The organism is Devosia crocina (genome assembly GCF_900116545.1).
GTDB classification, from domain to species: Bacteria; Pseudomonadota; Alphaproteobacteria; order Rhizobiales; family Devosiaceae; genus Devosia; species Devosia crocina.
In genome coordinates, this window is the sequence record NZ_FPCK01000002.1 from 142903 (window position 1) to 166225 (window position 23323).

The following is a 23323-nucleotide window of genomic DNA, read 5'->3' on the forward strand; positions in this document are numbered from 1 at the left end:
GATGGCGGCCCTGGTGGCCGCCATCGGCATAGATGCCTCATGGGCAGGGAGGCCCAACACGCATGTCTCAGCACATTAATTCCACGGCCTTGTCCCATGATGATACCGGGCCGGTGATCGCCAAGGGCGTCGACGACGAACCCTTGGCCAGCAACCAGCGCGCCTTGGGTGGCCGCATCAACTATCTGCTTGCCGCCATCTGCATTGCCTACACGGCCTTCCATGTGGCGGTGCTGAACCTCTATCCGCTGGAAACCTGGACCTACCGCATGATCCACCTCTCGGGTGGGTTGTTTATCGGCTTCCTGATTTATTCGGCGCTCACCCTCAAGCCTGCAGAAGACGTGAAGGAGGCCAAGCGCACACCGCTCGAGTGGCTGTTTTTCGCGGTTGCCGTTGGCGGTATAGGCTATGGTTTCGCCATGGTCGCAACCGCCTTCGGAGGAATGTGGTTTGCGGGCATGCGCAATCCCGCGCCATTTGTGTTCCAGACTTTCGGCATCCCGCTGGTGGCCGGCACGATCGCCGCCGTTCTTGCCGGCTGGCTGTTTCCGGAGCGCTCCGGCTCCCGCGTTCACTGGAGCGACTGGGTGCTCGGCACGGCCGCAATCGCGGTGATGGGCTATATCCTGTTCAATGTCGGCCCCATCCGCCTGCGGGCGGGCACGGCCATGGCTCAAGCCCCGGATTTCCTCGCAGCGCTTGTCGGGGTCATTCTGATTCTTGAGCTGACGCGTCGTGTCGCGGGCCTTGCTCTTGTCATTATCGCCGCCGTTTTCATCGCCTATTCCTTCTTCGGACCCTGGCTGCCCGGTTTTCTGACCCATCGCGGCTATTCGCCGGAGCGGTTCTTCACCTATATCTTTACCGACCAAGGCATTCTCGGGGATCCGATCGCGGTCTCCTCCACTTACATCATCCTCTTCATCACGTTCGCCGCCTTCCTCCAGGCCTCGCGTGTGGGCGATTATTTCGTCAACTTCGCTTTCGCGCTTGCCGGCGGCTGGCGTGGCGGCCCAGCCAAGGTGGCGGTCTTTGCATCAGGCTTGATGGGCATGATCAACGGCACCTCGGCAGGCAATGTCGTGTCGACCGGCTCACTCACGATCCCGCTGATGAAAAAGGTCGGATACCCGGCCCGCAGCGCCGGCGCCATCGAAGCCACGGCGTCCTCGGGCGGGCAGATCCTGCCTCCGATCATGGGCGCAGGCGCCTTCATCATGGCGGAGGTCACCGGAATTCCCTACACCGAGATCGTCATCGCCGCGATCATCCCGGCCGTGCTCTATTTCGCGTCGGTCTACTTTATGGTGGACCTGCAGGCCACCAAGCTCGGCATGAAAGGCCTTTCCAAGGACGAGCTGCCCAAGTTCAGAGCTCTGGCGCGCCAAGCATACCTCTTCCTGCCGATCATCATCCTCGTCGTTACCCTGTTTGCCGGCTATTCGGTGATCCGCGCAGGCACCCTTGCCATGGCCTCGGCTGCCGTCGTCTCCTGGCTCACGCCTTACCGGATGGGTCCTTCCGCCATCCTCAAGGCACTCGAGCTTGCGGCCAAGATGAGCATCCAGCTGGTCGCAGTCTGTGCCGCTGCCGGCATCATCGTCGGCGTTATCGCACTCACCGGCGTCGGGGCGCGGTTCTCGACGCTGCTGCTCGGCCTTGCCGAACAGAACCAGCTCGTGGCGCTCTTTTTTGCCATGTGCATTTCCATCGTCCTTGGCATGGGCATGCCGACAACTGCTGCCTATGCGGTTTCGGCAGCGGTTGTCGCGCCGGGGCTCGTACAACTCGGCATTCCGGTGCTGATCGCCCACTTCTTCGTCTTCTACTATGCGGTGATGTCCGCCATCACCCCGCCCGTGGCACTGGCCGCCTATGCCGGTGCGGGTCTGGCGGGCGCTGATCCGATGAAGACGTCGGTCGAGGCATTCAAGTTTGGCCTCGCTGCCTTTGTCGTGCCCTTCATGTTCTTTTATTCACATGCCCTTCTCATGCAGGGCGAGTGGTACGAGATCGTTCATGTCTTTGTCACGGCTCTGATCGGGATCTATCTCCTCAGTGCCGCCGTACAGGGCTATTTCTTCGGCAACCTGAACAACATCCTTCGCGCCGTCCTGCTGGTCGGAGCCTTGGCGATGATTCAAGGCGGGTGGTTGACCGACGCTGCTGGCCTCTTGATCGGCATTGCCATCTTTCTCTACCAACGCCGCCTAGAACCAAAGCGTGCGTTGGGCGGAAGAGTCTAAATAAAACGCCCCGGCCTCTGAAAGACGGCCGGGGCGTTTACTTTTCAGGATCCGCAGTGCCTCGTCAGACGGCTTTGCGCAACCAGACGGCAGCATCGTGGAAGGGCGCCCCGCCAAATGGTGGTGCGGGCCGGGCTGTGGTCAACATGTTTATGCCCTGCCCCCCACGATGCGCTTTGTTGCGATGAAGTCCCTCCGCGATCAGCGTTCCCGTGGGAAGCCCGGCAAAGATGCGGACCGTCAGGTGCACCTCTCCCCGACGATTGCCTATAGTGACTGAATCGCCATCGACGATCCCAAGAGCGGCTGCATCGCCGGGATGCACCAGAACCGAGGGTGCCCCCTCGCGCTTGAGACTACCCGGCGTCTGGTTGAACGAAGAATTGAGAAAGCCGCGCGCCGGGCTGGTCGCCAGTTTGAATGGATGCTCCGCGTCGGTTTTTTCCGTGACGTCAAAGTGGTCGGCAAAACGAGGCATGATCTTGGGATCGCAAACCCAGCGATAGCCCTTTTTCCGGGCCACTGCAGCCCAGTCTGGAGCGAAGCGATAGCGCCCGTCGGGCCAGCCGAAGCCATGTGAAAAGCGGGCGACATCGTCGGGGCGCTCCTTGTCGACATAGCCCGTCGCCTGCACCTCCTCGATCGGCGGCAGGCCGGAACGCGCGAAGGTGTCGGCAATAACAGCGCGATCTGTGGATCGGAACACGGCATCATCGCTCCCGAGCCGCAGTGCCAGGGCGTTGATCACCTCGTGATTTGAGCGGGCTTCCGCCGGCGCCTCAACAACGGCGGGCCCGTAAAGAATGCGCGTATGGCCACCACGGGTATAGTAGTCGTGATGTTCAAGAAACATGGTGGCCGGCAAGACGATATCGGCCAGTTCCGCCGTCTCGGTCATGAACTGCTCGTGGACCACCAAAAATAGATCCTCCCGCAGAAGCCCCTGTCGCACCAGAGCCTGATCCGGCGCCACCGAGGCCGGATTGGTGTTTTGAACGATCATCGCTTGCACCGGCCCACCGCCCTGGAGCGCCTTTGCATCACCGGTCAGGATCGGCCCGATCTCAGACATGTCGAGAAGCCGGGGATCTCCCTGTTGCAGATGCGTGCCCTGGAGACGCGATTTGTCGAGCCCCCAAGTTCCCGAATTGGAGTGAAATGCGCCACCGCCGCGATGCTGCCAGGCGCCTGTCATGGCCGGAATGGAGAGCGCTGCATGCATGGCCGTGGCGCCATTGGTCTGGCGTGAAAAGCCGTAGCCCAAACGGAAAAAGCTGCGGGGAGTGGAGCCCACCAGCCGCGCAAAGCTTTCGATCTCTGCTACGGAAAGGCCGGTGATCTCGGCGGCCCATTCCGGAGTTCGCGCGGCAAGATGGGCCTCGAATTCAGGTGCGAAGTCGGTGTAGCGGGACATATAGGCGCGATCTGCGAGGCCTTCGCGCAACAGGACATGCATCACAGCAACGGCCAAGGCTCCGTCGGTGCCGGGGCGCAGCACCAGGCCCAGATCGGCCTGTTCCATGGTGGCATTGCGGTAAATGTCGATGACGACGATCTTGGCGCCCCGCGTCTTGCGCGCCTTGATTGCGTGGGTCATGACATTGACCTGGGTGTGCACCGCATTGGTGCCCCAGATCACAACGCAATCGCTCTCGGCCATCTGCTCGGGATTAACCCCTCCCAGAAGACCCGTGCCAGCAATATAGCCCGGCCAGGAAAGGCCGGTGCAGATGGTGTCATATTGGCGGGAGTAGCCGCGCACGGCCCGTAGCCGCTCTATACCGTCGCGATGCACATGCCCCATGGTCCCCGCATAGAAATAGGGCCAGACGGCCTCAGGCCCATGCCGGGTTTCGACATCAAGGAAGCGGCTGGCGATCTCGTCGAGCGCCTGGTCCCAGGAGATGCGCTGCCATTGCCCTGCCCCTTTGGCACCAACGCGGCGCAGCGGATGGGTCAGGCGCTCCGGGTGGTGGATGCGCTCGGAGTATCGCGCGACCTTTTCGCAGATGACGCCAGCGGTATAGGGGTCGTCCTTGGCCCCGCGGACCCGACCGACCTTGCCGTCGGGCAGGATATCGACATCAAGGGCGCAGGCCGAAGGGCAATCATGCGGGCAGACGGAGCGGATGGTTCGCTGGGGCGTAAGAGCGTTCATGCTGGCCAGGATATGCCGGGCGCGCAGTTTCCGACAATCGCAATGTATTCATGGCAGAGATCAGGGGAGCTGATAGGTCGAGTTCATCAGGCCCCCCGGGCTGGACGATCAGACCGCGAACGCCTTTGTCGCTGTCTCGCTATTGCGGCGGGCGCGCGTTGCCGCGTGCTTGGCAAGTTGGGCTGCACCGCCGTGGAACTGCGAGAAGGTGATGTGGGCACTGGTCCCGGTGATGGTGATACCGCGCCAATTGGGCCTGACGGAGCGCACCTCGGACCAATCCAGTACGGTCTCGCGGCCGGTCGCCGAGCGGTGACGAACCTGCCGATTGTCCCACCTGGTGTTGGTGAAAAGTCCGATCATGCCGATGCCAGCGGATCCGCCGACCAGAAGCAGCACAGCGATATAGGTGGCGATCAGTTGTACGGTATCAGCGGCGCTGCTCATGAAAATGACGGCGAAAAGCAGCACAGCTGCAAGCGCAGCGGCCCCGTAGCAGGCAAAATATTCAACGAGCGAGGGACGCAGCTCTGCCCAGCCGCCTTCAACCATGATGCCTTCTTCGGGCTGCACAAGGCGGAGGGCAAGAAAAGCCGCATAGCCAAAGGCAACCACGCCCGCAGCGCGCGCCAGCGGCAAATGATCAAAAAGCGATACGTGCTTGAGAGCAACGAGAAGGGTGATCACGAAAAGTGGCAAAGCCACTTCCTGCCAACGCAAGGGCACTGCTTGTTTCTCCAGATGTCCGGGGCCGGTGACGCAATCGGCGGTGAATGGCGTCGAAACTACAGAGATAAAGTGAATTGACCATTCACATTCTCGCCAGAAGGCATCGCTGGCATGGCTATCGAGGGAACTGTTGCAGACGAGTAACTTACGGCATTGAATCAAGTCGCTGCCGAGAAGATTCAAGTTTGTGGTCAGGCGGATCTCAAATTCCGAATAATCCCTTGTATACGTTGGCGTTTTGACCGCTGAGACTTGACCCAGGACCATGGAGCGGAATCAAGCATCTTAAGGCGCACCCTTGCAGCGAATACCCATCAGCGCGTTACGGTCGCCGGCGCGCCGACCGCAGCAGCAGTCGCAGCTTCTTCGGCATCCACTTCCGCCTCAGGTTCCCGGCGCAATGTGTTGGCGAGCGGCCGCTCCTCAAGGAAGAAGGTGAGGCAAAAGGCAAGGACTGCAGCTGCCGCAGCAGTGTAAAAGACCGGGTGGAGCGCCGAAGCAAAGGCCTCGAGCACCATGTTGCGCACCGGCTCCGGCAGGGCTGCAACAGCCTGCGGATTGAAACTGCCGGACTGCCCTGCCGGCGTGGCATCCCCGAGCCGGGCAGCGAGGCCGCTGGCAAAGATGGCGCCAAAGACGGAGACGCCGATCGATCCTCCGATCTGGCGGAAGAGCGTGGTGCCGGCAGTGGCGGCGCCCACAACTTCCAGCGGTACCGCATTTTGGGTCGCCGTCACGCTGACGCTGTTCACCGGACCGATGCCGGCGCCGACTAGAAACATGAACGCGGCAACCTGCCAGGCTGGCGTATCGAGCTGCATGTTGGCCAGCAGGACAAGTCCGACGATCAGCACGAAGGTAGAGATCTGCGGCAGGATCTTGTAGCGGCCCGTGCGCGTCATGATGAAGCCCGACAGCGTCGAGACACCGATCAACCCCACCATCATCGGCACCAGTTGCAGCGCAGACTCGGTTGGCGAAATCCCTTTGGCAAGCTGGAGATACATCGGCAGGAAGGTGATCGAACCGAACATGGCCATGCCGACCAGAAAGCCCACTGAATTGCTCACCACGAAGGTGTTGTTGCGAAAAAGCGAGAGCGGCAGGACCGGCTCCTTGGCGCGCGCTTCTGCCCAGACGAAGCCGCCTAGGGCCAGAACAGCGAAGGCGATCAGCCCGATGATCTCGATCGACCCCCAGGCGAAGGTATTGCCTCCGAGGGACGTGGCGAGAACAAAGGCCGTCAGGCCGCCCGAAAGAAGCACAAAACCGGGGTAGTCGATGCTGCGCTGGACCCGGTCTGCACGCGGCTTGAGCGCAACGGCGATAACCACGAGAGCGAGGACGCCCAGCGGCAGATTGATCAGGAAGATCCACTGCCAGGAAAAATGCTCGACAATAACGCCGCCAAGGAGCGGGCCGACAACGGTTGCAACGCCGAACACTGCGCCGAAGAGTCCTTGTATCTTGCCGCGCTGGCGTGGAGGAATGATGTCGGCCACCACCGTCATGGCCACCACCATGAGCCCGCCGCCGCCCAGGCCCTGCACAGTACGGGCAAAGATCAGGAACGTCATGCTGCTCGCCAGTGCCGAAAGCACAGCACCGACAAGGAAAATGACGATGGCGACCTGCAACACGATCTTGCGGCCGTAGAGATCGCCGAGTTTGCCATAGACGGGAGCGACGACGGTGGAACTGAGCAGATAGGCGATCACGACCCAGGTGAGGTGATCGAGCCCGCCCAACTGTCCCACGATGACCGGCAAGGCGGTCGAGACAATGGTCTGACCCAGCGAGGCGAGAAGAAGGGTGACGGCGACGGCGCCAATGACCAGCCTGGTTGACTGATGCTCAGGCGCTGTGGCGGGTTGCGAGGGTTCGGACATTGGGCGATCCTTAATGGCGAGAGCGGCTGAGCGCGCTTGCCCTTGCGAAACGAAATCGAAGAGCATACATGTGCTTCAAGCAATTACATGTCAATAGCATGTATTTGCGCAGGGCATCCGTTACTACGAGGTCAGCTATGCCGATAAGCGGCAAGTCCGAGTTCAATGCGCTGCTTCGCGAAGCAGGGATCGAACCTGAAACTATTGATGCTGTTAAAAATATCGACGCGCTGCTGCAGAACTGGCGGCGTCGTGCCATGAAGCGTGAGCTTGGCCACCGCGCCCTTGCCGATCTCAAGGTGGGCATCGATCTGGCGCAATTGGACGTGCTGACTGCCATCGCGGGACCAGTCAGCGAGTTTGGAGAAGCGGAGGGCGAGACAATGATCGCCACGGTTGCCGAGCGCCTCGGCATCGACCCGTCGCGGGCGAGCCGGTTGGTCAGCGAGATGGTTGATGCTGGGTTCGCGCGGCGGGCGGTTAGTCAGGCGGATGCGCGGCGGACGATCATCGAATTGACCGAGAGCGGCATGGCTGTCGTGGATGCGGTGCGCGCATATAAGTATCTGATAATGGGCGATTTTTTGGCCGGCTGGTCCGCCGGAGAGATCGCCGCTTTCGTGCCGATGCTGAAGCGGTTCGGGACATGGATGGACCAGATCGAGCCATCGACGGAAAAGCATGCCGAAGACATTGCAGCGCTTGCAGCCGAGATCGGGAAAGCAAAAGAGCCAGCCTGAAGGCCGGCTCTGATAGGCGGGGATTAAGCGGGCCTTAGTCTTCGGCGCGGCGCTTCTTGTGATCCTTGGCTTTGGGCTTCTTGGGCGCGGCAGAAGCGTCTTCAGGCTTGGCCCATTTGGGCTTGCCCTTGTCCTTATCCACGGGCTTATAGGCCTTCTTGGGCTTGGGCGGACGGGTCTCGGCCGGTGCGTCCTGCGGAGGCGCGAAGTCGCCCGCAGTCATCTCGGAGGAACCGTAGCGCTTTTTGCGCGGGCGCTCCTGCGGAGCAGCCATGGGGTCGTAACGATCTGACCGCTCGAACGATTTCGGTTTGCGCGGACCGCGGTCCGGACGATCGGACCGCTCGCCAGGACCATCGACCGCGGCGATGGTGACGTTGCGCTCGCCCGTGCCATTCTTCTCGACGGCCTTGACGAAACTGTCGACCTTATCGGCGGCAACCTCGAAGATGGTCTCGGTGTCGAAGATGCGGATAGAGCCGATGGCGGCCTTGGTGACATTGCCAGCCTTGCAGATCATCGGCAGGAGCCAGCGGGGCTCTGCGCGCTGTTTGCGGCCGAGAGTAACCTTGAACCAGGACCCGCCGGCAAAGCGCTCCCGAGTGCGGGGTTCGCGCGGCTCGTCGGGGGCAGCAGCGCTGACATCTTCGGGCACCGGACGGGCGGCAAGCTGCAGACGCAAATAGGCAGCGGCGAGCGCTTCAGGTGGGTGTTTTGCTAGCAGATTGCTAACACTTTCGGCCTCGTCCTCGGTGATTGGTTCACTCAAAAGCGCAGAGGTGAGAACCTGCTCGCGATAACGGGCATCGATGTCGGCCGCGCTTGGTGGAGCGGTTTGTTCCGCCTCGATTTTGGCGGTGCGCAGGATGGAGAGGGCCACGCGTTTGCGATGGCTGGGCGTGATGACGACACAGGTGCCCTTGCGGCCCGCCCGGCCGGTGCGACCGGAGCGGTGGAGAAGCGTTTCGGCATTCATCGGCAGTTCGGCATGAATGACGAGATCGAGATTGGGCAGGTCGATGCCGCGGGCCGCGACGTCGGTGGCGACGCAGATGCGGGCGCGGCCATCGCGCATGGCCTGAAGGGCGTTAGTGCGCTCGGCCTGGGTCAGCTCGCCCGAAAGGGTGACAACGGCGAAGCCGCGATTGCTGAGACGGGCAGACAGATGCTTCACCGCTTCGCGGGTCGAGGCGAAGACGATGGTGTTGGTGCTTTCGTACCAGAGGAGCGTGTTGATGACGGCGTTTTCGCGCTCGTCGGCCGGAACGACCATGAGCTTATAGTCGATATCGGCGTGCTGCTCGCCCGAGGAGGTCGCGGTGATACGCAGGGCGTCGCGCTGGAACGTCTTGGCGAGTTCGGCAATGGGGCGCGGCACGGTGGCGGAGAAAAGCAGCGTGCGGCGATCTTCGGGCGCGGCGGCGAGGATAAATTCGAGATCTTCGCGGAAACCGAGATCGAGCATTTCATCGGCTTCGTCGAGCACTACGGCGCGCAGTGCGGAGGTATCGAGCGAGCCGCGGGTGATGTGATCGCGCAAGCGGCCCGGCGTGCCGATGACAATATGGGCGCCACGTTCGAGCGCGCGGCGTTCGGTACGCGGGTCCATGCCGCCAACGCCTGCGGCGGTGACCGCGCCGAGCGGCGCATAGAGCCAGTCGAGTTCGCGGCGCACCTGCATGGCAAGCTCACGCGTGGGCGCGATGACGAGGGCGAGCGGGGCACCGGCGACGGGCAGGATATCGTCTTCGCCCAGAATGGTGGGCGCTATAGCCATGCCGAAGGCGACGGTCTTGCCCGAGCCGGTCTGGGCGGAGACGAGAAGGTCGCGATCGGCGGCATTGTCCTCGATGACGGCAGACTGAACGGGTGTCAGGGCGTCGTAGCCCTTGGCCTCGAGGGCGCGGGCGATGGGAGCGAGGATCGTTTCGGGCAGTGACATCAATGGCTTTCACAAGAGCAGCCAAAGAGCGGTCGTTCCTCACACAGTTGGAACATTCCCGGTCGAGCGGCTGGCATTTTCTGGGTGGTCCGCGATGTGGATAAAGACTTCACGGAAAGCAAAAGGCCGCCTCGCGAGGCGGCCTCGATATCGGGGCTTTTAGCCATTGCCTGTGCCTGGCGCAAGACCGGCCAGCGCATGAGGGGGACCGGCGGATCGCATGGCTGGGGTTAACGGGGGAACCAAGGACCAGTTGGGTCATGGAAGCACCCCCTCACCCGGCGCTACGCGCCGACCTCTCTCCCAAAGGGAGAGGAATAAGAGGTGCACTGTCGGTTACAAGGTGGAACCAAAGTCCCCCTCACCCGGCGCTACGCGCCGACCTCTCCCCGAGAGGGAGAGGAATAAGAGGGGCACTGTCAGTTATGAGGTGGAAGCAAAGGCCCCCTCACCCGGCGCTGCGCGCCGACCTCTCCCCCAGAGGGAGAGGTGAAGAAGCGCCGGCTGGCTTCGCCAGCCGTCGGATCTCAGCCAACCAGTTCTTCGTCCGAGAAGAAGTACTTGATTTCCTGGGCAGCGGTTTCCGGAGCGTCCGAACCGTGAACCGAGTTTTCGCCGACGGAAAGAGCGAATTCCTTGCGGATGGTGCCTTCGGCAGCGTTTTCCGGATTGGTAGCGCCCATGATTTCACGGTTCTTGAGGATCGCGCCTTCGCCTTCGAGGACCTGGACGACAACCGGGGAGGCGATCATCTGCTCAACGAGTTCACCAAAGAAGGGGCGTTCCTTGTGCACTGCGTAGAAGCCTTCGGCCTGTTCGCGGGTCATGTGGATCTTCTTGAGGGCGACCGGGCGGAGACCGGCTTCCTCGAACTTGGTCAGGATCTTGCCGATGAGGTTACGACGGACGGCATCGGGCTTGATGATGGAGAAGGTACGTTCAATCGCCATGGCGGACAGATCCTGCATTTGCTTGGAAGGTGGCGCCTTTTAGCGGGAGCTTGTGAAGGGCGCAAGACGGGGTGACCGACGCCCCGGATATTCTCGCCACCGTCACCGCCCGGGCTTGCCCGGGTGGTCCATGTCTCCCCAAGGTGGATTGCCCGGACAAGCCCGGGCAATGACGGCGGATGAAGTTCAGTGGATCAGTCGTGATCGACATCCGTCGAGGCGGTGGCGATTGTCGACCCGTCTGGAGCAGCGAGCGTGACGTCGATGCGCGAAACGATGTTTTCGGCCGGGATGGCTTGCTCGACATCGATTTCTTCGACCTGCATGGTGCAGACTTCGGCTGTCGAAATGGTAGGGAAGGTCACCGCGAGGGTACCGTCGACCAGCTCGCCTACCTCGGCGGGACCGACTTCTTCGCAGGCGCTGCCTTCATACTCGAATTCGATCAGGATCTGATTGGCATTGATGCGGGTGGCATCGAGATCGTCGATCCGCTTGTTGGTGTCCTGCGCCAGGGCAGGCGCGGAGAGAGCAAGGGCTGAAACGAGGGCGAGGGAAATGCGGGCGTCAAACATGGGGCGTCCTTTCATTCAGTCACTGATGCAGGAATGCCTGCAGGGAAGATAAGATGCATCAAATCCGGCGACAGATGGGCGCAGCGCACCGCAAGAGAGTTGCCATGTCCGAGCCTTAACTCTATCGATCGCCGAACACTTTATCGCAGGCCCCTGCCCTGTTCGGGCCGCTTGTGCCTGCGAGCCTTCCTGCTCCAGATCGATTGCCTGCCCCATGCTGACCATTTCCAACATCACCTATCGCATCCAGGGTCGCGAGCTCTTCGAAGACGCCTCGCTCGTGCTGCCGGCTGGGTCGAAGACCGGGTTCGTGGGCAAGAACGGCACGGGCAAGACGACGCTGTTCCACATCATCCAGGGCCATATCGGTGCCGATGCCGGGACGGTCGAGCTGGTGCGCAAGGCGCGGATCGGGGCGGTGGCGCAGGAGGCCCCGGCGGGGGAAGAAACTGTTCTGAGCGTGGTGTTGGCGGCCGACAAAGAACGAACGGCGCTGATGGCAGAGGCGGAGACCGCGACGGATCCGGACCGGATTGGCGAAATCTATACGCGGCTTGCCGATATCGAAGCGCATACGGCCGAAGCGCGCGCTTCGTCCATTCTGAAGGGCCTTGGTTTCGAGCAGGACCGACAGAATGCGCCGACGCGGGAACTCTCGGGCGGTTGGCGGATGCGCGTGGCGCTGGCAGCCGTGCTGTTTTCGCAACCGGACCTGTTGCTGCTCGACGAGCCGACCAACTATCTCGATCTCGAAGGCACGTTGTGGCTCGAAAAGTATCTCGCGACCTACCCGTATACGGTCTTCATGATCAGCCACGACCGTGACCTCCTCAACAAGGCAGTCAGCTCCATCGTGCATCTCGAGCACCGGAAGCTCACCTTGTATAAGGGCAATTACGACACGTTCGAAACGACGCGCCGGATGCAGATGGAGCTCAACAACAAGAGCCGCGAGAAAACGCTCGACCAGATCGCGCATCTGCAAAAGTTCGTCGATCGGTTCAAGGCCAAGGCGACCAAGGCCAAGCAGGCGCAGGCGCGCGTCAAGATGATTGAAAAGCTGCGCCCCCCCGAGGCCATGTTCGACGAATATGCCGCGCCCTTCCATTTCCAGCAGCCCAAGGTGGACCTGCCGACGCCGATGGTGAACCTTGAAAAGGTGGCGACCGGCTATGGCGACAAGGTGATCCTGCGCAACATCACCATGCGGATCGATCCGGAAGATCGCATTGCGCTGGTGGGGGTGAACGGCAACGGCAAGTCGACCTTTGCCAAGCTTCTCGCTGGCGATATTCCGGCGCTGGACGGGCATTTGCGGATGGGCAAGAAGCTCGAAATTGCCCATTTTGCCCAGCACCAGATGGACAAGCTCAAGCCCGAATGGACGCCGCTCGAGCATGTGGCGGAGATGATGCCGCTCGAGAACGAAACCAAGCGGCGCAGCCGGCTCAACCAGATGGGCCTGACGACGAGCCGCATGGATACAAAGGCCAAGCACCTTTCGGGTGGCGAGCGGGCGCGGCTCCTGATGGGGCTCATCACCTTTGGTGGGCCGGGAATGATGATCCTCGACGAGCCGACCAACCACCTCGATATCGACAGCCGCGATGCGCTGGTGCATGCGCTCAACGAATATGAAGGCGCGGTGCTGATCATCAGCCACGACCGCTATCTGATCGAAGCAACCTGCGACCGGCTCTGGATCGCCGAAGGCGGGACCATTCGCGAGCTCGACGAGGATCTCGAAAGCTATCAGCGCAGCATCACCTCCAACCGGGACAGCAAGACCAGTGCTGCCAACCAGAGCGGCGAGCGCAAGCTGTCGCGTCAGGAGGCAGCGGCGCGGCGGGCGGAGCTCGCCCCGCTCAAAGGGCGCATCAAGGACGCGGAAACCAAGATGGGCCGATTGCAGGTAGAAATCGAAAAGATCGACACCCAGCTCGCTGACCCCAAGGTCTATAACGGTTCTCCCGAACGGCTGATTGCGCTCGGGAAAGACAAGGCGCGCTTTGCCGCCGACCTGACGACCACCGAAGAGCAGTGGCTGGTGCTGAGCGCCGAGCTTGAGGACGCAGAGCGCGCATAGGCACGCTCATGGCCGGAGATGTCATCGTTATGCCCGGCCTGAAGCCGCGACCGGGTTGAAGTTGCGTTGACAGGAGAGGAGCCATGGACTCTTCTCCCCAGGGGTCAGACGGCACGAGGGCACATGATGAAACGCGTTCTGGCACTTCTTGGGAGTGCCCTGCTGATCTCGACAGCGTCACCCGCCCTTGCGCAGGACATGACAGGCTTTTCCAAAGCCCAGCGCAATGACATCATCCGCTTTGCCGCCAATAACAGCCTTTTCGTGCTTTACCACGAGATGGCGCATCTGCTGATCGACCAGCTGCGGCTGCCAGTTTTGGGCAAAGAAGAAGACGCGGCCGACCACATGGCCACCTGGACCCTACTGCGGCACCGGACGGCAGAAGCCGATACGGTGCTGGCCGATGCCGCGGAAGGCTGGATCCTTTCCGGGATCGCCTATGGCAGCGGCGAATACGAAGCCGATTTTTTCGGCGCGCACAGTCTCGACAAGCAGCGGGCCTATCAGATCGTGTGCCTGATGGTGGGGAGCGACGACACAGCGTTCCGCCCGATCGCCAACCAATATGCCATCGACCGGGACCGGCAGGACACGTGCCACTATGACTATGAGACGGTGGACCGGAGCCTGAGGGCCGTGCTCGACGAGCATCGGGTCGACTCGGGAACCGGCACAAAGGTCGACGTGACCTATCACGATGCGGGCGGGCGGTTACGGTTTGCCGCTGATGCCTTCCGCTCGAGCGGGGTCTTCGACCGGGTGGCCGAGGATCTGCGCTCGACCTACAAGCTGCGCCGCCCGGTGCGGTTCAACGCCAAGCGGTGCGGCGAGGCGAATGCCTACTATGATCCGGCGACGGTGGAGATCATCTTCTGCTACGAGCTGATGAAAGACTATATGGAGCTCTATGCCGCCGAATTGCCCGACGAGACGAGCCCCGAGCCGCGCGAAAAGGGCGCGGGAAAGGTCAAGAGCAGCGGCAGTTAGGAAGCTGGTTCATCATTTTTCCGTTGTGCAAGGCTTCAGCTGAACCCGACATAGCGGCCCGGGCGGTGGTTGAGGGCGATGATCAGATTGAGAACCAGCGCCCCAAGGATCGAATAGATGACCCGATCGAAGGGCAGAATGAAGAAAGCGGCCACAAGGATTAGAAGGTCGACGCCAAGCTGGAAGTAGCCGGCGCGGATGCCGAAATTCTCCTGCACAAAAAGCGCCAGGATATTGATGCCGCCCACGCTCGCCTTGTGCCGGAAGAGCGAAAGAATGCCGAGGCCCATCAGCCCGCCACCGATCAGCGCGGCAAAAAGCGGCTCGACATCGGAAATATCAAGCCAGACCGGGAACTGCACCGTCATCACCGACACAAGGCCGACGCAAGCAAAGGTCTTGATGGCGAAGGGCCAGCCCATGCGCAGGACCGCCAGCACGTAGAACGGCAGGTTGATCAAAAAGAACAGCACCCCGAACGGCCAGCCGGTGGCGTATTGGAGAAGGAGCGCGAGGCCGGCTGAACTGCCCGTGGTCAGCTGGACTTCGGCGTAAAAGACGATGCCGAGGGACACCAGCGTCGTGCCGATCAGCATGGCGAAAATGTCCTCGGGCAGCGAATGCCGGCTGGGGGTCGAAAGATCGGGGGTCATGCCTTTTTCACCCAGCGGCCATCGGCTTCCTGCTGCCAATAGGTGACGGTGTTGCCATCGCGCAGGGCGCGCCAGGCCTGACGGGCTTCAGCCACCGCTTCAGAATCAAGACCGGAAAACATATAGACCACGCGCTGATATCCTTGGGTCGAACGGGGCACGGCCCGATCCACGAAAAAGCGGACGGTTGCGCCATTGGGATTATCCTCTCCGGTGGTGAGCAGGACAGGTTGATGCTTGTCGGCCTCGCCACCTGCAAGGCCGTGGGCCAGAAAAGAATCATCCCGATAGGTCCAGAGATGGGTATCGAGCGCTTCGGCGCGTTCGCTCGACCCCACTTCGACGACAGCCCGCCAGCCGCGCTCCAGCGTCTTTTCAAGAAGCTGGGGCAAGACGGATTCGAGGGGGCGGACTTCGAGGTGATAGAAGAGGACTTCGGCCATGGCCCATCTTACCGGGCAGCAACGCGGCGCGCCATGGGGAGGATCGGCCCGGATCCCCCCCTTGAGGCTCTTTCCACACGCAGAGCTGAGCCATACGGATAGCGCGAGACGTCCGCCCTCCCCCCGCCGATGCTCGCTGCAACAAGGCAACAGGCGCACGGGATTTGAGGTGGAACCGCGTCAATCTGTTTGTTTCCATTGTGGAACTGGCCCATGGTGCCGCCATTCGCAGGCCATGTTTGCGGCCCGAAGGGATGATACTGCGCCTCCATGAGACGACTAACCGCCTACCTCACCCGGCTCTTTGCCACGGATGCCGTGATCCTGTTCGCGATCACCTGCTTCCTGCTCTGGCTGGTCAATTGCCTGCGGCAGTTCGAGGTGGTTTCGGTCAAGGGTCAGGGCATCGTGACGCTCGGGATCCAGGCGCTTTATACGATGCCGCCCCTGGCACTCGCCTTCTTCTATATTTGCGTCGGGATCGGGCTGGTGCGGGCATTGACCGCGATTGGGGGCAATCGCGAGCTGCATATCATTCACACCAGCCGCGGATTGCCGGGGCTCTGGCATGCTGCAGCCATCGTGATCGGCGCGGGGGCGGTGGCGGCTCTGCTTTTGTCGCACTGGCTCGAACCCATGGCCAATCGCAAGGTCAACGAACTCTCGGCCACTATCGCCGCCGATCTTGTCAGCTCGACGCTGCGGCCCGGCCGGTTCACGCAGGTGACGCCGGGCGTGGTGCTGTTGATCGGCGGACGCCAGGCCGGCGGGGAGATCATGGATTTCTTTGCCGACGATCGCCGCAATCCCGATTCGCGCCGGACCTATATTGCCGAGAGCGCTCGCGTTTCGAGCGACGGCGAAAACTACATGCTCGAATTGCGCGATGGCACGCTGCAATATGTTCAGCCGGACGGACGCTACTCGGAAGTGCGGTTTACCCGCTACGATATCAGCGTCGGCAGCCTCAGCCAGCCCCTGGCTTTCGGCGACACACTCGCCGAGCGGGACAGCTTCACCATTGTGGGTGATGCGATGGCGAGCGGGCAGCTCGAACCCGCGGCGGTGCAGAGACTGCTCGACCGGACGGCCGAGGCCTTGCGTGTCATCGGTCTCGGACTCTTCACACTTGCGATCGCAGCCTTTCCAAGCGGCAAGCGGACACGCGTCCAGATCCCGCTCGAGGCCGTGGTGCTGATCGTGGGCTTTGCAGAAAGAGGCATCGGCACCTATAGCCCACTCGGGGTCGGCACCGGTGCGATCGGGCTGATCGTTTTGTCGATTCTGATCCTCGCCTATCGCTTGTGGCCGCGCCGGCCCCAACCTCTGGTGAATGCATGACGCGAATTGACTGGCTGGTTCTCAAGCGGCTGTCGAGCCGCATCGGCGCAACCGTCTTTATCTTCTACGGCCTGATCGCGCTGGTGGAATCGCTCGACACCTGGCGCTTCAACGTGGTTTCGGAACAAAGCGGGCTGCTGATGGCGCTGGTCATGGTGGCGATGTCGGCGGTGCGCTGGACCATCAAGACCCTGCCCGTGACTGTCTTGATGGGCGCGATTCTGGGGCTTGCCGATCTCAAGGCACGGCACGAACTGACCGTGATCAAGGCGAGCGGCATTTCCATCTGGCGGGCGGTGCGGGCGCCAACCATTGCGCTGGTTGCGGTCAGTTTCGTTATTGCGCTCGGCGCGGAAACGCTGAGCACCCAGATCAATCGCGAGCTCTACCCGACTCCGCCAGGACAGGCCGCCATGCTGACGCCGCCGGGCGAGATCTGGCTCGAGCAGCGCGGAGGCGATGCCCACTACGTGCTGATGGCGCGCTACATGGCGCCCGGCGGCGCCGAACTGGGCAATGTGACCCTGTTCCACCTCGACGAGCGGGACATCAGGCGGCTCGAAGCGGAAACGGCTACGCTGCGGAACGGGGAGTGGATCATGCCGCGGGCGACGGTGCGTACTCCGAACCGCCCTGCCTACGAAATCGATGAATATCGCGTGCCCACGCAATCCTCGCCGGCCGAGATCAGCCTGACCCTAGCCTCGACCGAAGACATGACGTTTTTCGACCTGTGGACAATGCTCGAGGCGGGCGTTGCAGATCCTTCGGTTCGGACGGCTGCGACCATGCGGCTGATCAAGCTTTTGGCCCTGCCGCTGGTGTTGAGCGGCTCGCTGTTCATTGCCTTTGCGTTTACCGCAGGTTATCGAAGAAACTCTAGTCTAGGCCCTGCGGTCCTTTTCGGCATCGTGCTCGGATTTGTTGTGTTCGTGATTACCGAGATGGCCGACCGTGCAGGGTCGACCGGCGTTCTCGATCCAACTTTTGCGGCAGTCGGACCGGCATTGGTGGCCATAGTGATTGGTGCGACGGTGCTGCTGCACAAGGAAGATGGGCTGACGTGACGAAAGTGGGCCGGAGCATAACGAGAGGCCTTGCCTGCGCCCTGATGGCTGGCGCGGGTGCCCTGGCATTGCCGGGGCTCAGCCTTGCTCAAGGTTTCGTACCGCCCGACTTTTTCAGCGCAGCGATCGATCCGGACGGCGCGGCAGGCGTCGAAGCGGATGCGCTGACCTTCAACTCGCAGACCGGTGTCATCGAGGCCTCGGGCAATGTGATCCTGACCTTTGAAGGCTATACGGTGCAAGGCAGCACCCTGACCTTCGACCGCAGGTCCGGCCAGGTGCGAATGACCGGCCGCACCCGGCTGATCGACCCCTCGGGCAATGTGGCGGAAAGCGATGGCTTTGCCATCGAGGGCGACATGCGCCAGGCCGTGCTCAATGCGTTGACCATCACCTCCTATGACGGCGCGCGGATCACCGCCGACAGCGTCGACTATGACACGGCCTTGCAGACCATTCTGAACGATGCGGGCTATGCGCCCTGCGGCGAGTGCATCGACGAGGAAGGCCGGCGGATCGGCTGGTCGGTGCAGGCAGCCAAGATTACCTATAATGCCGAGGACGGATCGGTGGTGCTGGAGCAGCCATCACTTGCGCTTCTGGGCATTCCCGTCGCATGGCTTCCCTACCTCTGGCTGCCGGGCACGGATGAAGATGCGCTGCGAAACGTGCGCATGCCCCGGCTCGACTACAGCGACCAAATGGGCTTGAAGCTCGCCGTGCCGGTCAGCGTATATTCCAGCCGCTGGACCGATGTGATCCTGACCCCGACGCTGGTTTCGCGGCAGGGTTTTCTGATGGACGCCGAATGGATCCAGCGCTTCGACGCCGGATCGTTCCAGATCAGGGCTTCGGGCCTTTATCAATTCGACCCGGCGGCCTTTGCCGGCGAAGTGGGCGACCGGGACTGGCGCGGCGCGATCCAGACCTCGGGCGAGTTCACGCCCATCGAAACCTGGAAGGTGGGCTGGTCCTATAGCGTCTTCACCGATGCGGCCTATCTCGACGACTATCGCGTGTCGAACGACAAATCGACCGTCAACCAGGTCTATGCAACGCACCTGACCGATGACACCTATATCGACGCGCGGGTGCAGGAGTTCAATCTTCTGGGCAATGTCACCGAGGCGCAGCAGAGACAGCAGGGCCGCAACCTGCCGGTGGTGCGGTTTTCCCACGTGCTTGATCTGGAAGAGGACTGGGGCCGGCTGACCTTTGACGGCAAATTGCTGCATGTGAACCGGGAGGCGGATGCTGTCAGCATCGTCAATGGCGTGCCCTATGTATTCGGGCACCAGGGGAACAAGACGCATGCTACGCTGCAGGCGGGCTGGGAAACCCAATGGATCGCGCCGGGTGGCCTCGTCTTTTCGCCCTATGCCGGGGGACGCGCGGATTTCAGCTATTATGATGGCACAAGCCCACTGCTGCCTGAAGAAACCAGCCTGATCGCGGCTACCCCAATCGCCGCCATCGATGTGCGCTATCCGTTGATGGCAAGCAATGGCGCGGATGTGCATATCATCGAGCCAATCGTGCAGCTGGCCTATCGCGGCTCGGACAACAGCCTCGTGGGCATCACCAATGACGATGCACAGAGCCTGGTCTTCGACGATACCAACCTGTTCAGCTATGACCGGTTCTCCGGATATGACCGGCAGGACATTGGACTGCGTGCCAATGTGGGCGGACGTTATCAGGCCAATTTCGCCAACGGGCGCTATCTCGAGATCATTGCGGGGCAGAGCTTCCTGCTCGCCGGAGCCAATGCCTATACCGAGGCCGATCCGGTCCGTACGGGGATTGGCTCGGGGCTCGAGGACGCTGCCTCCTATGGGGTGCTCGGTGCCTATGGATCGATCGCGCCGGGGATTGATCTTGCAGGCAAGCTGCAGGTAAACACGAGCGAATGGGAAATGAGCCGGGTGATGGCGGGCGCACGCTTTGCCCAGGACGGCTACTCCGCTTCGCTCGACTATCGCTTTGTGGGTGCCGAACCGGTGCGGGGCGTGCTGCAGGACCAGCATGAAGTTGCCGGGCAATTGACGCTGCCGGTCTCCGACTACTGGAAGATCAGCGGCAATGCGGCCTGGGACCTCGGCGCCAACACCTGGCTGCAGGTGGGTGGCGGGGTGCTCTATGACGACGGTTATCTCGCCATCGGTGCCGGAGCGGTCCGCACGGGCCCGACGCATCGCTCGCCTGATGACACAAGATTTACAGCGACCTTCCAGCTCAAGACGCCGGCCGGACTTAATGCCGGATATGAAGGTAATGTGCTCGGCGCCGGGTTCTGAGCGGTATCGCGCCCTGATTTTGGCCGCAATGGTTCGGCAATTGACAGGGCGCTTTGTGGGCCGCATTGATGCGGCACGAGCTCTAAGATGATTGTTGCGGCCGTCTGCCCATCAGCCGGCCGCTATCCAACACCGGACCTGACCATGACGTTTGCTTGTTTGCAGCGCGCCATCGGCGCCCTCCTTGTCGGCCTTACCCTTGTCGTGGCCTCTGCCGCCCCGAGTGCTGCAGCCACTGTGGTGACCGTGAACGGCACGGCCATTTCCGACATGCAGGTGGATCAGCGCATCCGGCTGCTGCGCATGGAAGGCAATAATGGGGGGCGCAATGCCGCCCTCGAGCAGCTGATCAACGAAGCGGTGCAGATCACGGAAGCCAACAAGCTCAATGTCAGTGTGTCCAACGCGCAGGTGGACGAGGCATTCTTGGGCGTGGCGCGCAATCTCAAGGTCAGCCAGGACCGGCTGGTGCAGATCCTGGGTCAGGGCGGGGTCAATCCAGACACGCTCAAGGACCGGTTGCGCGCAGCCATCGCCTGGAGCGGGGTGACGCAGGCGGCCGTCGTGCCCAATGTGCAGATTTCCGATCTCGACCTCGACCAGCAGGCGGCCGGGCGCGTCGCGGACTACCAGAACTTCGATTACATCCTCAAGGAAATCATCTTTGTGGGTGCAGGCGCCAGCGGGCGCACGGCGCAGGCGTCGCGCTACCGCTCGAGCTTCAACGGCTGCGATGGGGCGGTGAACCTGTCGCTGGCCTATACCGATGCGGCCGTGGTCGATATCGGCCGCCGCCACGCCACCCAGTTGCCCGAAGCCATGGCGCGGGAACTGGCGGGCATGAATGTCGGTGGAATCACCAAGCCGCGCGTCGTAGAGAACGGGGTATCGATGCTGGCTATCTGCGAAAAGACGCAGGCGCAGGACCTGACCTTCGTCAAGGACGACCTGCGGGCCGAGGTCGGCAACGAGACGCTTGCCAAGCAGGCCGACGAATATCTGGTCCAGCTGCGCAGCCAGGCCAAGATTATCTACAACTGAACAATTGGCGCCCTAGCCGGCCGATCGCGGCCCCTCACCCTAACCCTCTCCCCGAAGGGGCGAGGGGACTGGGTTGGTGGTTGCGAACAGATCAAGCATCAAACTCGATGACATCCCTTCACCCCTGCGGCGAGGGGGTTTGGCTGAGGGGGCTTTCCCCCAGCATCAGACTTCCCGGGACCTCCATATGACCCCTTTGGCGATCAGCATGGGCGAGCCGGCGGGGATCGGGCCGGATGTCATTCTGGCTCTGTTTGCGCGCCGGGCGGAGCTGCGATTGCCGCCTTTTATCGTTTTCGGGCACACAGCGTTTCTCGAGGCGCGGGCGCAAAGACTGGGACTCGCCATCGATGTAGTGGCCGCACAGCCTGGGAATGCGGCGGCGCTGTTCGGCAGTGCCCTGCCCGTCTTCAACATCGGAGGGATGGTGGAGGATCGTCCGGGCGAACCCGACACCGGTGCTGCAGGCGTCGTGATCGCGGCGATCGAGCAGGCCGTCTCGGCTGTCAGAATGGGCGCGTGCCGTGGGCTCGTGACCGCGCCGATCCACAAGGGCGTGCTCTACGGAGCCGGGTTCACGCATCCCGGACATACCGAGTTTCTGGCAGCGCTCTGCGCCGAAAACGGAGTCGAGCCCTTGCCGGTGATGATGCTGGCGCATGAGGATCTGCGCACGGTACCGCTGACCATTCATGTGCCGATCAAGGACGTTCCGCAGCTGATCACCGGCAGGTTGATCCTTGAAACGTTGCGGGTGATTGCGCGGGATCTCCGGGCGCGGTTCGGGCTTGCGGCGCCGCGCATCGCGGTCGCGGGGCTCAATCCGCATGCGGGCGAAGGCGGAACGATCGGGCGCGAAGAGATCGAGATCATCATTCCGGCGCTTGAAAGGGCGCGGGCGGAAGGCATCGACGCCGTTGGGCCCCTCCCCGGCGATACGCTCTTTTTCCCAAGGCATTGGCGACAGTTCGATGCGGTGCTCGCCATGTATCACGATCAGGCGCTGATCCCGATTAAGACCGTCGCGTTCGATGCCGGGGTGAACGTGACATTGGGCCTGCCCATCGTGCGAACCTCGCCCGATCACGGCACGGCCTTCGACCTGGCGGGCACCGGAAAAGCCTCGACATCGAGCTTTTTGGCAGCCATAGCCATGGCAGACCAGATGACGACGAAGAGCGCATGAGCCAGATCGACAACCTTCCGCCGCTTCGCGAGGTGATTGCTGCCCATGGCCTGAGGGCCAAGAAAGAACTGGGACAGAATTTTCTGCTGGACCTCAATCTGACCGCGCGCATCGCGCGGGTCGGCGGCTCGCTCGAGGGTGTGCGGGTGATCGAGGTGGGGCCCGGTCCGGGCGGGTTGACGCGGGCGCTGCTTGCCGAAGGCGCGCGGGAAGTGATCGCCATCGAGCGCGATGCGCGGGCGCTCCCGGCGCTGGCGGAAATTTCGGCGGCTTATCCCGGGCGGCTGACCGTAATCAGCGGCGATGCCATGGAAATGGATTACCGGCTCCTCGCCGATGGGCCGACGCGGATGGTGGCCAACCTGCCCTATAATATCGGCACGCAGCTGCTGACGGGCTGGCTGACCATGGAGCCCTGGCCGCCGTTTTTCGAGAGCATGACGCTGATGTTCCAGCGCGAAGTAGCCGAGCGTATCGTTGCCCGTCCGGGCGATGACGCCTATGGGCGGCTGGGCGTGCTGGCGGGTTGGCGCACCGAGGCGCGGATTGCCTTCAATGTCGGCCGTCAGGCCTTCGTGCCGCCGCCCAATGTTACTTCGGCAGTCGTGCATCTGGTGCCCAAGCCCGTGGAAGAAGGGCTCCCCGTCCGCCAACTCGAGAACGTGACCAAGGCCGCCTTCGGTCAGCGGCGCAAGATGGTGCGGCAATCGCTGAAGTCCCTTGGGGTGCCGGTGGAGGGTTTGCTGGCCGCAGCCGAACTCAAGGGCGACGAGCGCGCCGAAGAGCTGCCGATCGAGGCGTTTTTGGCCATGGCGAGGGCGCTGCCAGGATTGCGGGTTTAGCGGATTTTATCGCTTCGCAGGACGGCACACCACATGACAAGCGTCACCACCTAAATTGTTCGGGTGGTCATTGCGTCGGCAAGATGGATTGCCCGGACGAGCCGGGCAATGACGGGCCGAAAATTGCGTTTTCAGATGACAGTGC

The 23323-nt window shown here is 62.2% G+C and carries 18 protein-coding genes; 10 read left to right on the forward strand and 8 right to left on the reverse strand.

Annotation, left to right across the window (positions count from 1 at the left end; translation table 11 throughout):
* Positions 1-62 precede the first annotated feature (62 nt).
* On the forward strand, positions 63-2249 hold the full coding sequence (locus BM364_RS10360) for a TRAP transporter permease (RefSeq protein ID WP_092424281.1): 2187 nt from the start codon (positions 63-65) through the stop codon (positions 2247-2249).
* A gap of 64 nt (positions 2250-2313) precedes the next feature.
* Here BM364_RS10360 and BM364_RS10365 read toward each other — a convergent pair whose 3' ends face one another.
* The 3 genes from BM364_RS10365 to BM364_RS10375 form a co-directional block, all read right to left on the reverse strand.
* Positions 2314-4407 carry a molybdopterin-containing oxidoreductase family protein gene (locus BM364_RS10365; RefSeq protein ID WP_092424283.1) on the reverse strand — a complete coding sequence of 698 codons (2094 nt, stop codon included), beginning with the start codon at positions 4405-4407 and terminating at the stop codon, positions 2314-2316.
* Between the two features lie 108 nt (positions 4408-4515).
* Positions 4516-5403 carry a hypothetical protein gene (locus tag BM364_RS10370; RefSeq protein ID WP_139232568.1) on the reverse strand — a complete coding sequence of 296 codons (888 nt, stop codon included), beginning with the start codon at positions 5401-5403 and terminating at the stop codon, positions 4516-4518.
* 47 nt (positions 5404-5450) lie between these two features.
* Entirely contained in the window at positions 5451-7025 is a 1575-nt protein-coding gene (locus tag BM364_RS10375; protein WP_092425290.1) for an MDR family MFS transporter, read from the reverse strand.
* 68 nt (positions 7026-7093) lie between these two features.
* Here BM364_RS10375 and BM364_RS10380 point away from each other — a divergent pair, with 68 nt between their 5' ends.
* Complete coding sequence (locus BM364_RS10380) at positions 7094-7765, forward strand: MarR family winged helix-turn-helix transcriptional regulator (protein ID WP_092424287.1); 672 nt, start codon at positions 7094-7096, stop codon at positions 7763-7765.
* Positions 7766-7799: 34 nt separating this feature from the next.
* Here BM364_RS10380 and BM364_RS10385 read toward each other — a convergent pair whose 3' ends face one another.
* The 3 genes from BM364_RS10385 to BM364_RS10395 form a co-directional block, all read right to left on the reverse strand.
* Positions 7800-9707: a DEAD/DEAH box helicase gene (locus BM364_RS10385; RefSeq protein ID WP_092424289.1), complete on the reverse strand. Its 1908-nt coding sequence runs from the start codon at positions 9705-9707 to the stop codon at positions 7800-7802.
* Positions 9708-10234: 527 nt separating this feature from the next.
* The gene (gene ndk, locus BM364_RS10390) at positions 10235-10657 is read right to left on the reverse strand and encodes a nucleoside-diphosphate kinase (protein ID WP_092425292.1); all 423 of its coding nucleotides are present in this window, start codon (positions 10655-10657) and stop codon (positions 10235-10237) included.
* Positions 10658-10851: 194 nt separating this feature from the next.
* Positions 10852-11232, reverse strand: coding sequence for a hypothetical protein (locus BM364_RS10395; RefSeq protein ID WP_092424291.1), 381 nt, complete (start codon positions 11230-11232; stop codon positions 10852-10854).
* Positions 11233-11446: 214 nt separating this feature from the next.
* On the opposite strand from BM364_RS10395, the gene BM364_RS10400 reads away from it, so the two are divergent.
* Both BM364_RS10400 and BM364_RS10405 read left to right on the forward strand, forming a co-directional pair.
* Positions 11447-13318, forward strand: coding sequence for an ABC-F family ATP-binding cassette domain-containing protein (locus tag BM364_RS10400; protein WP_092424293.1), 1872 nt, complete (start codon positions 11447-11449; stop codon positions 13316-13318).
* 123 nt (positions 13319-13441) lie between these two features.
* Positions 13442-14308, forward strand: a complete 867-nt coding sequence (locus BM364_RS10405) for a DUF4344 domain-containing metallopeptidase (protein WP_092424295.1) — start codon at positions 13442-13444, stop codon at positions 14306-14308.
* Between the two features lie 35 nt (positions 14309-14343).
* On the opposite strand, the gene BM364_RS10410 is transcribed toward BM364_RS10405, so the two are convergent.
* Entirely contained in the window at positions 14344-14961 is a 618-nt protein-coding gene (locus BM364_RS10410) for a YitT family protein (RefSeq protein ID WP_092424297.1), read from the reverse strand.
* A complete protein-coding gene (locus BM364_RS10415) occupies positions 14958-15404 on the reverse strand; it encodes a DNA polymerase III subunit chi (RefSeq protein ID WP_092424299.1) in 447 nt (148 codons plus the stop codon). The genes BM364_RS10410 and BM364_RS10415 overlap by 4 nt, the downstream gene beginning before the upstream one ends.
* A 270-nt stretch (positions 15405-15674) precedes the next feature.
* Between BM364_RS10415 and BM364_RS10420 the strand changes: the two genes are divergently transcribed.
* The 6 genes from BM364_RS10420 to rsmA all read left to right on the forward strand — a co-directional run bounded on the left by BM364_RS10420 (position 15675) and on the right by rsmA (position 23178).
* The gene (locus BM364_RS10420) at positions 15675-16745 is read left to right on the forward strand and encodes an LptF/LptG family permease (RefSeq protein ID WP_092424301.1); all 1071 of its coding nucleotides are present in this window, start codon (positions 15675-15677) and stop codon (positions 16743-16745) included.
* Entirely contained in the window at positions 16742-17812 is a 1071-nt protein-coding gene (locus BM364_RS10425) for an LptF/LptG family permease (RefSeq protein WP_092424303.1), read from the forward strand. Before BM364_RS10420 ends, BM364_RS10425 begins: the two co-directional genes overlap by 4 nt.
* The gene (locus tag BM364_RS10430) at positions 17809-20109 is read left to right on the forward strand and encodes an LPS-assembly protein LptD (protein ID WP_139232569.1); all 2301 of its coding nucleotides are present in this window, start codon (positions 17809-17811) and stop codon (positions 20107-20109) included. Before BM364_RS10425 ends, BM364_RS10430 begins: the two co-directional genes overlap by 4 nt.
* A 144-nt stretch (positions 20110-20253) precedes the next feature.
* On the forward strand, positions 20254-21150 hold the full coding sequence (locus tag BM364_RS10435; protein WP_175528562.1) for a peptidylprolyl isomerase: 897 nt from the start codon (positions 20254-20256) through the stop codon (positions 21148-21150).
* Positions 21151-21337: 187 nt separating this feature from the next.
* Positions 21338-22336, forward strand: a complete 999-nt coding sequence (gene pdxA, locus BM364_RS10440; protein WP_092424310.1) for a 4-hydroxythreonine-4-phosphate dehydrogenase PdxA — start codon at positions 21338-21340, stop codon at positions 22334-22336.
* Positions 22333-23178 (forward strand): 16S rRNA (adenine(1518)-N(6)/adenine(1519)-N(6))-dimethyltransferase RsmA, encoded by an 846-nt coding sequence (rsmA, locus tag BM364_RS10445; RefSeq protein WP_092424312.1) that lies wholly within the window; start codon positions 22333-22335, stop codon positions 23176-23178. Before pdxA ends, rsmA begins: the two co-directional genes overlap by 4 nt.
* Positions 23179-23323 lie beyond the last annotated feature (145 nt).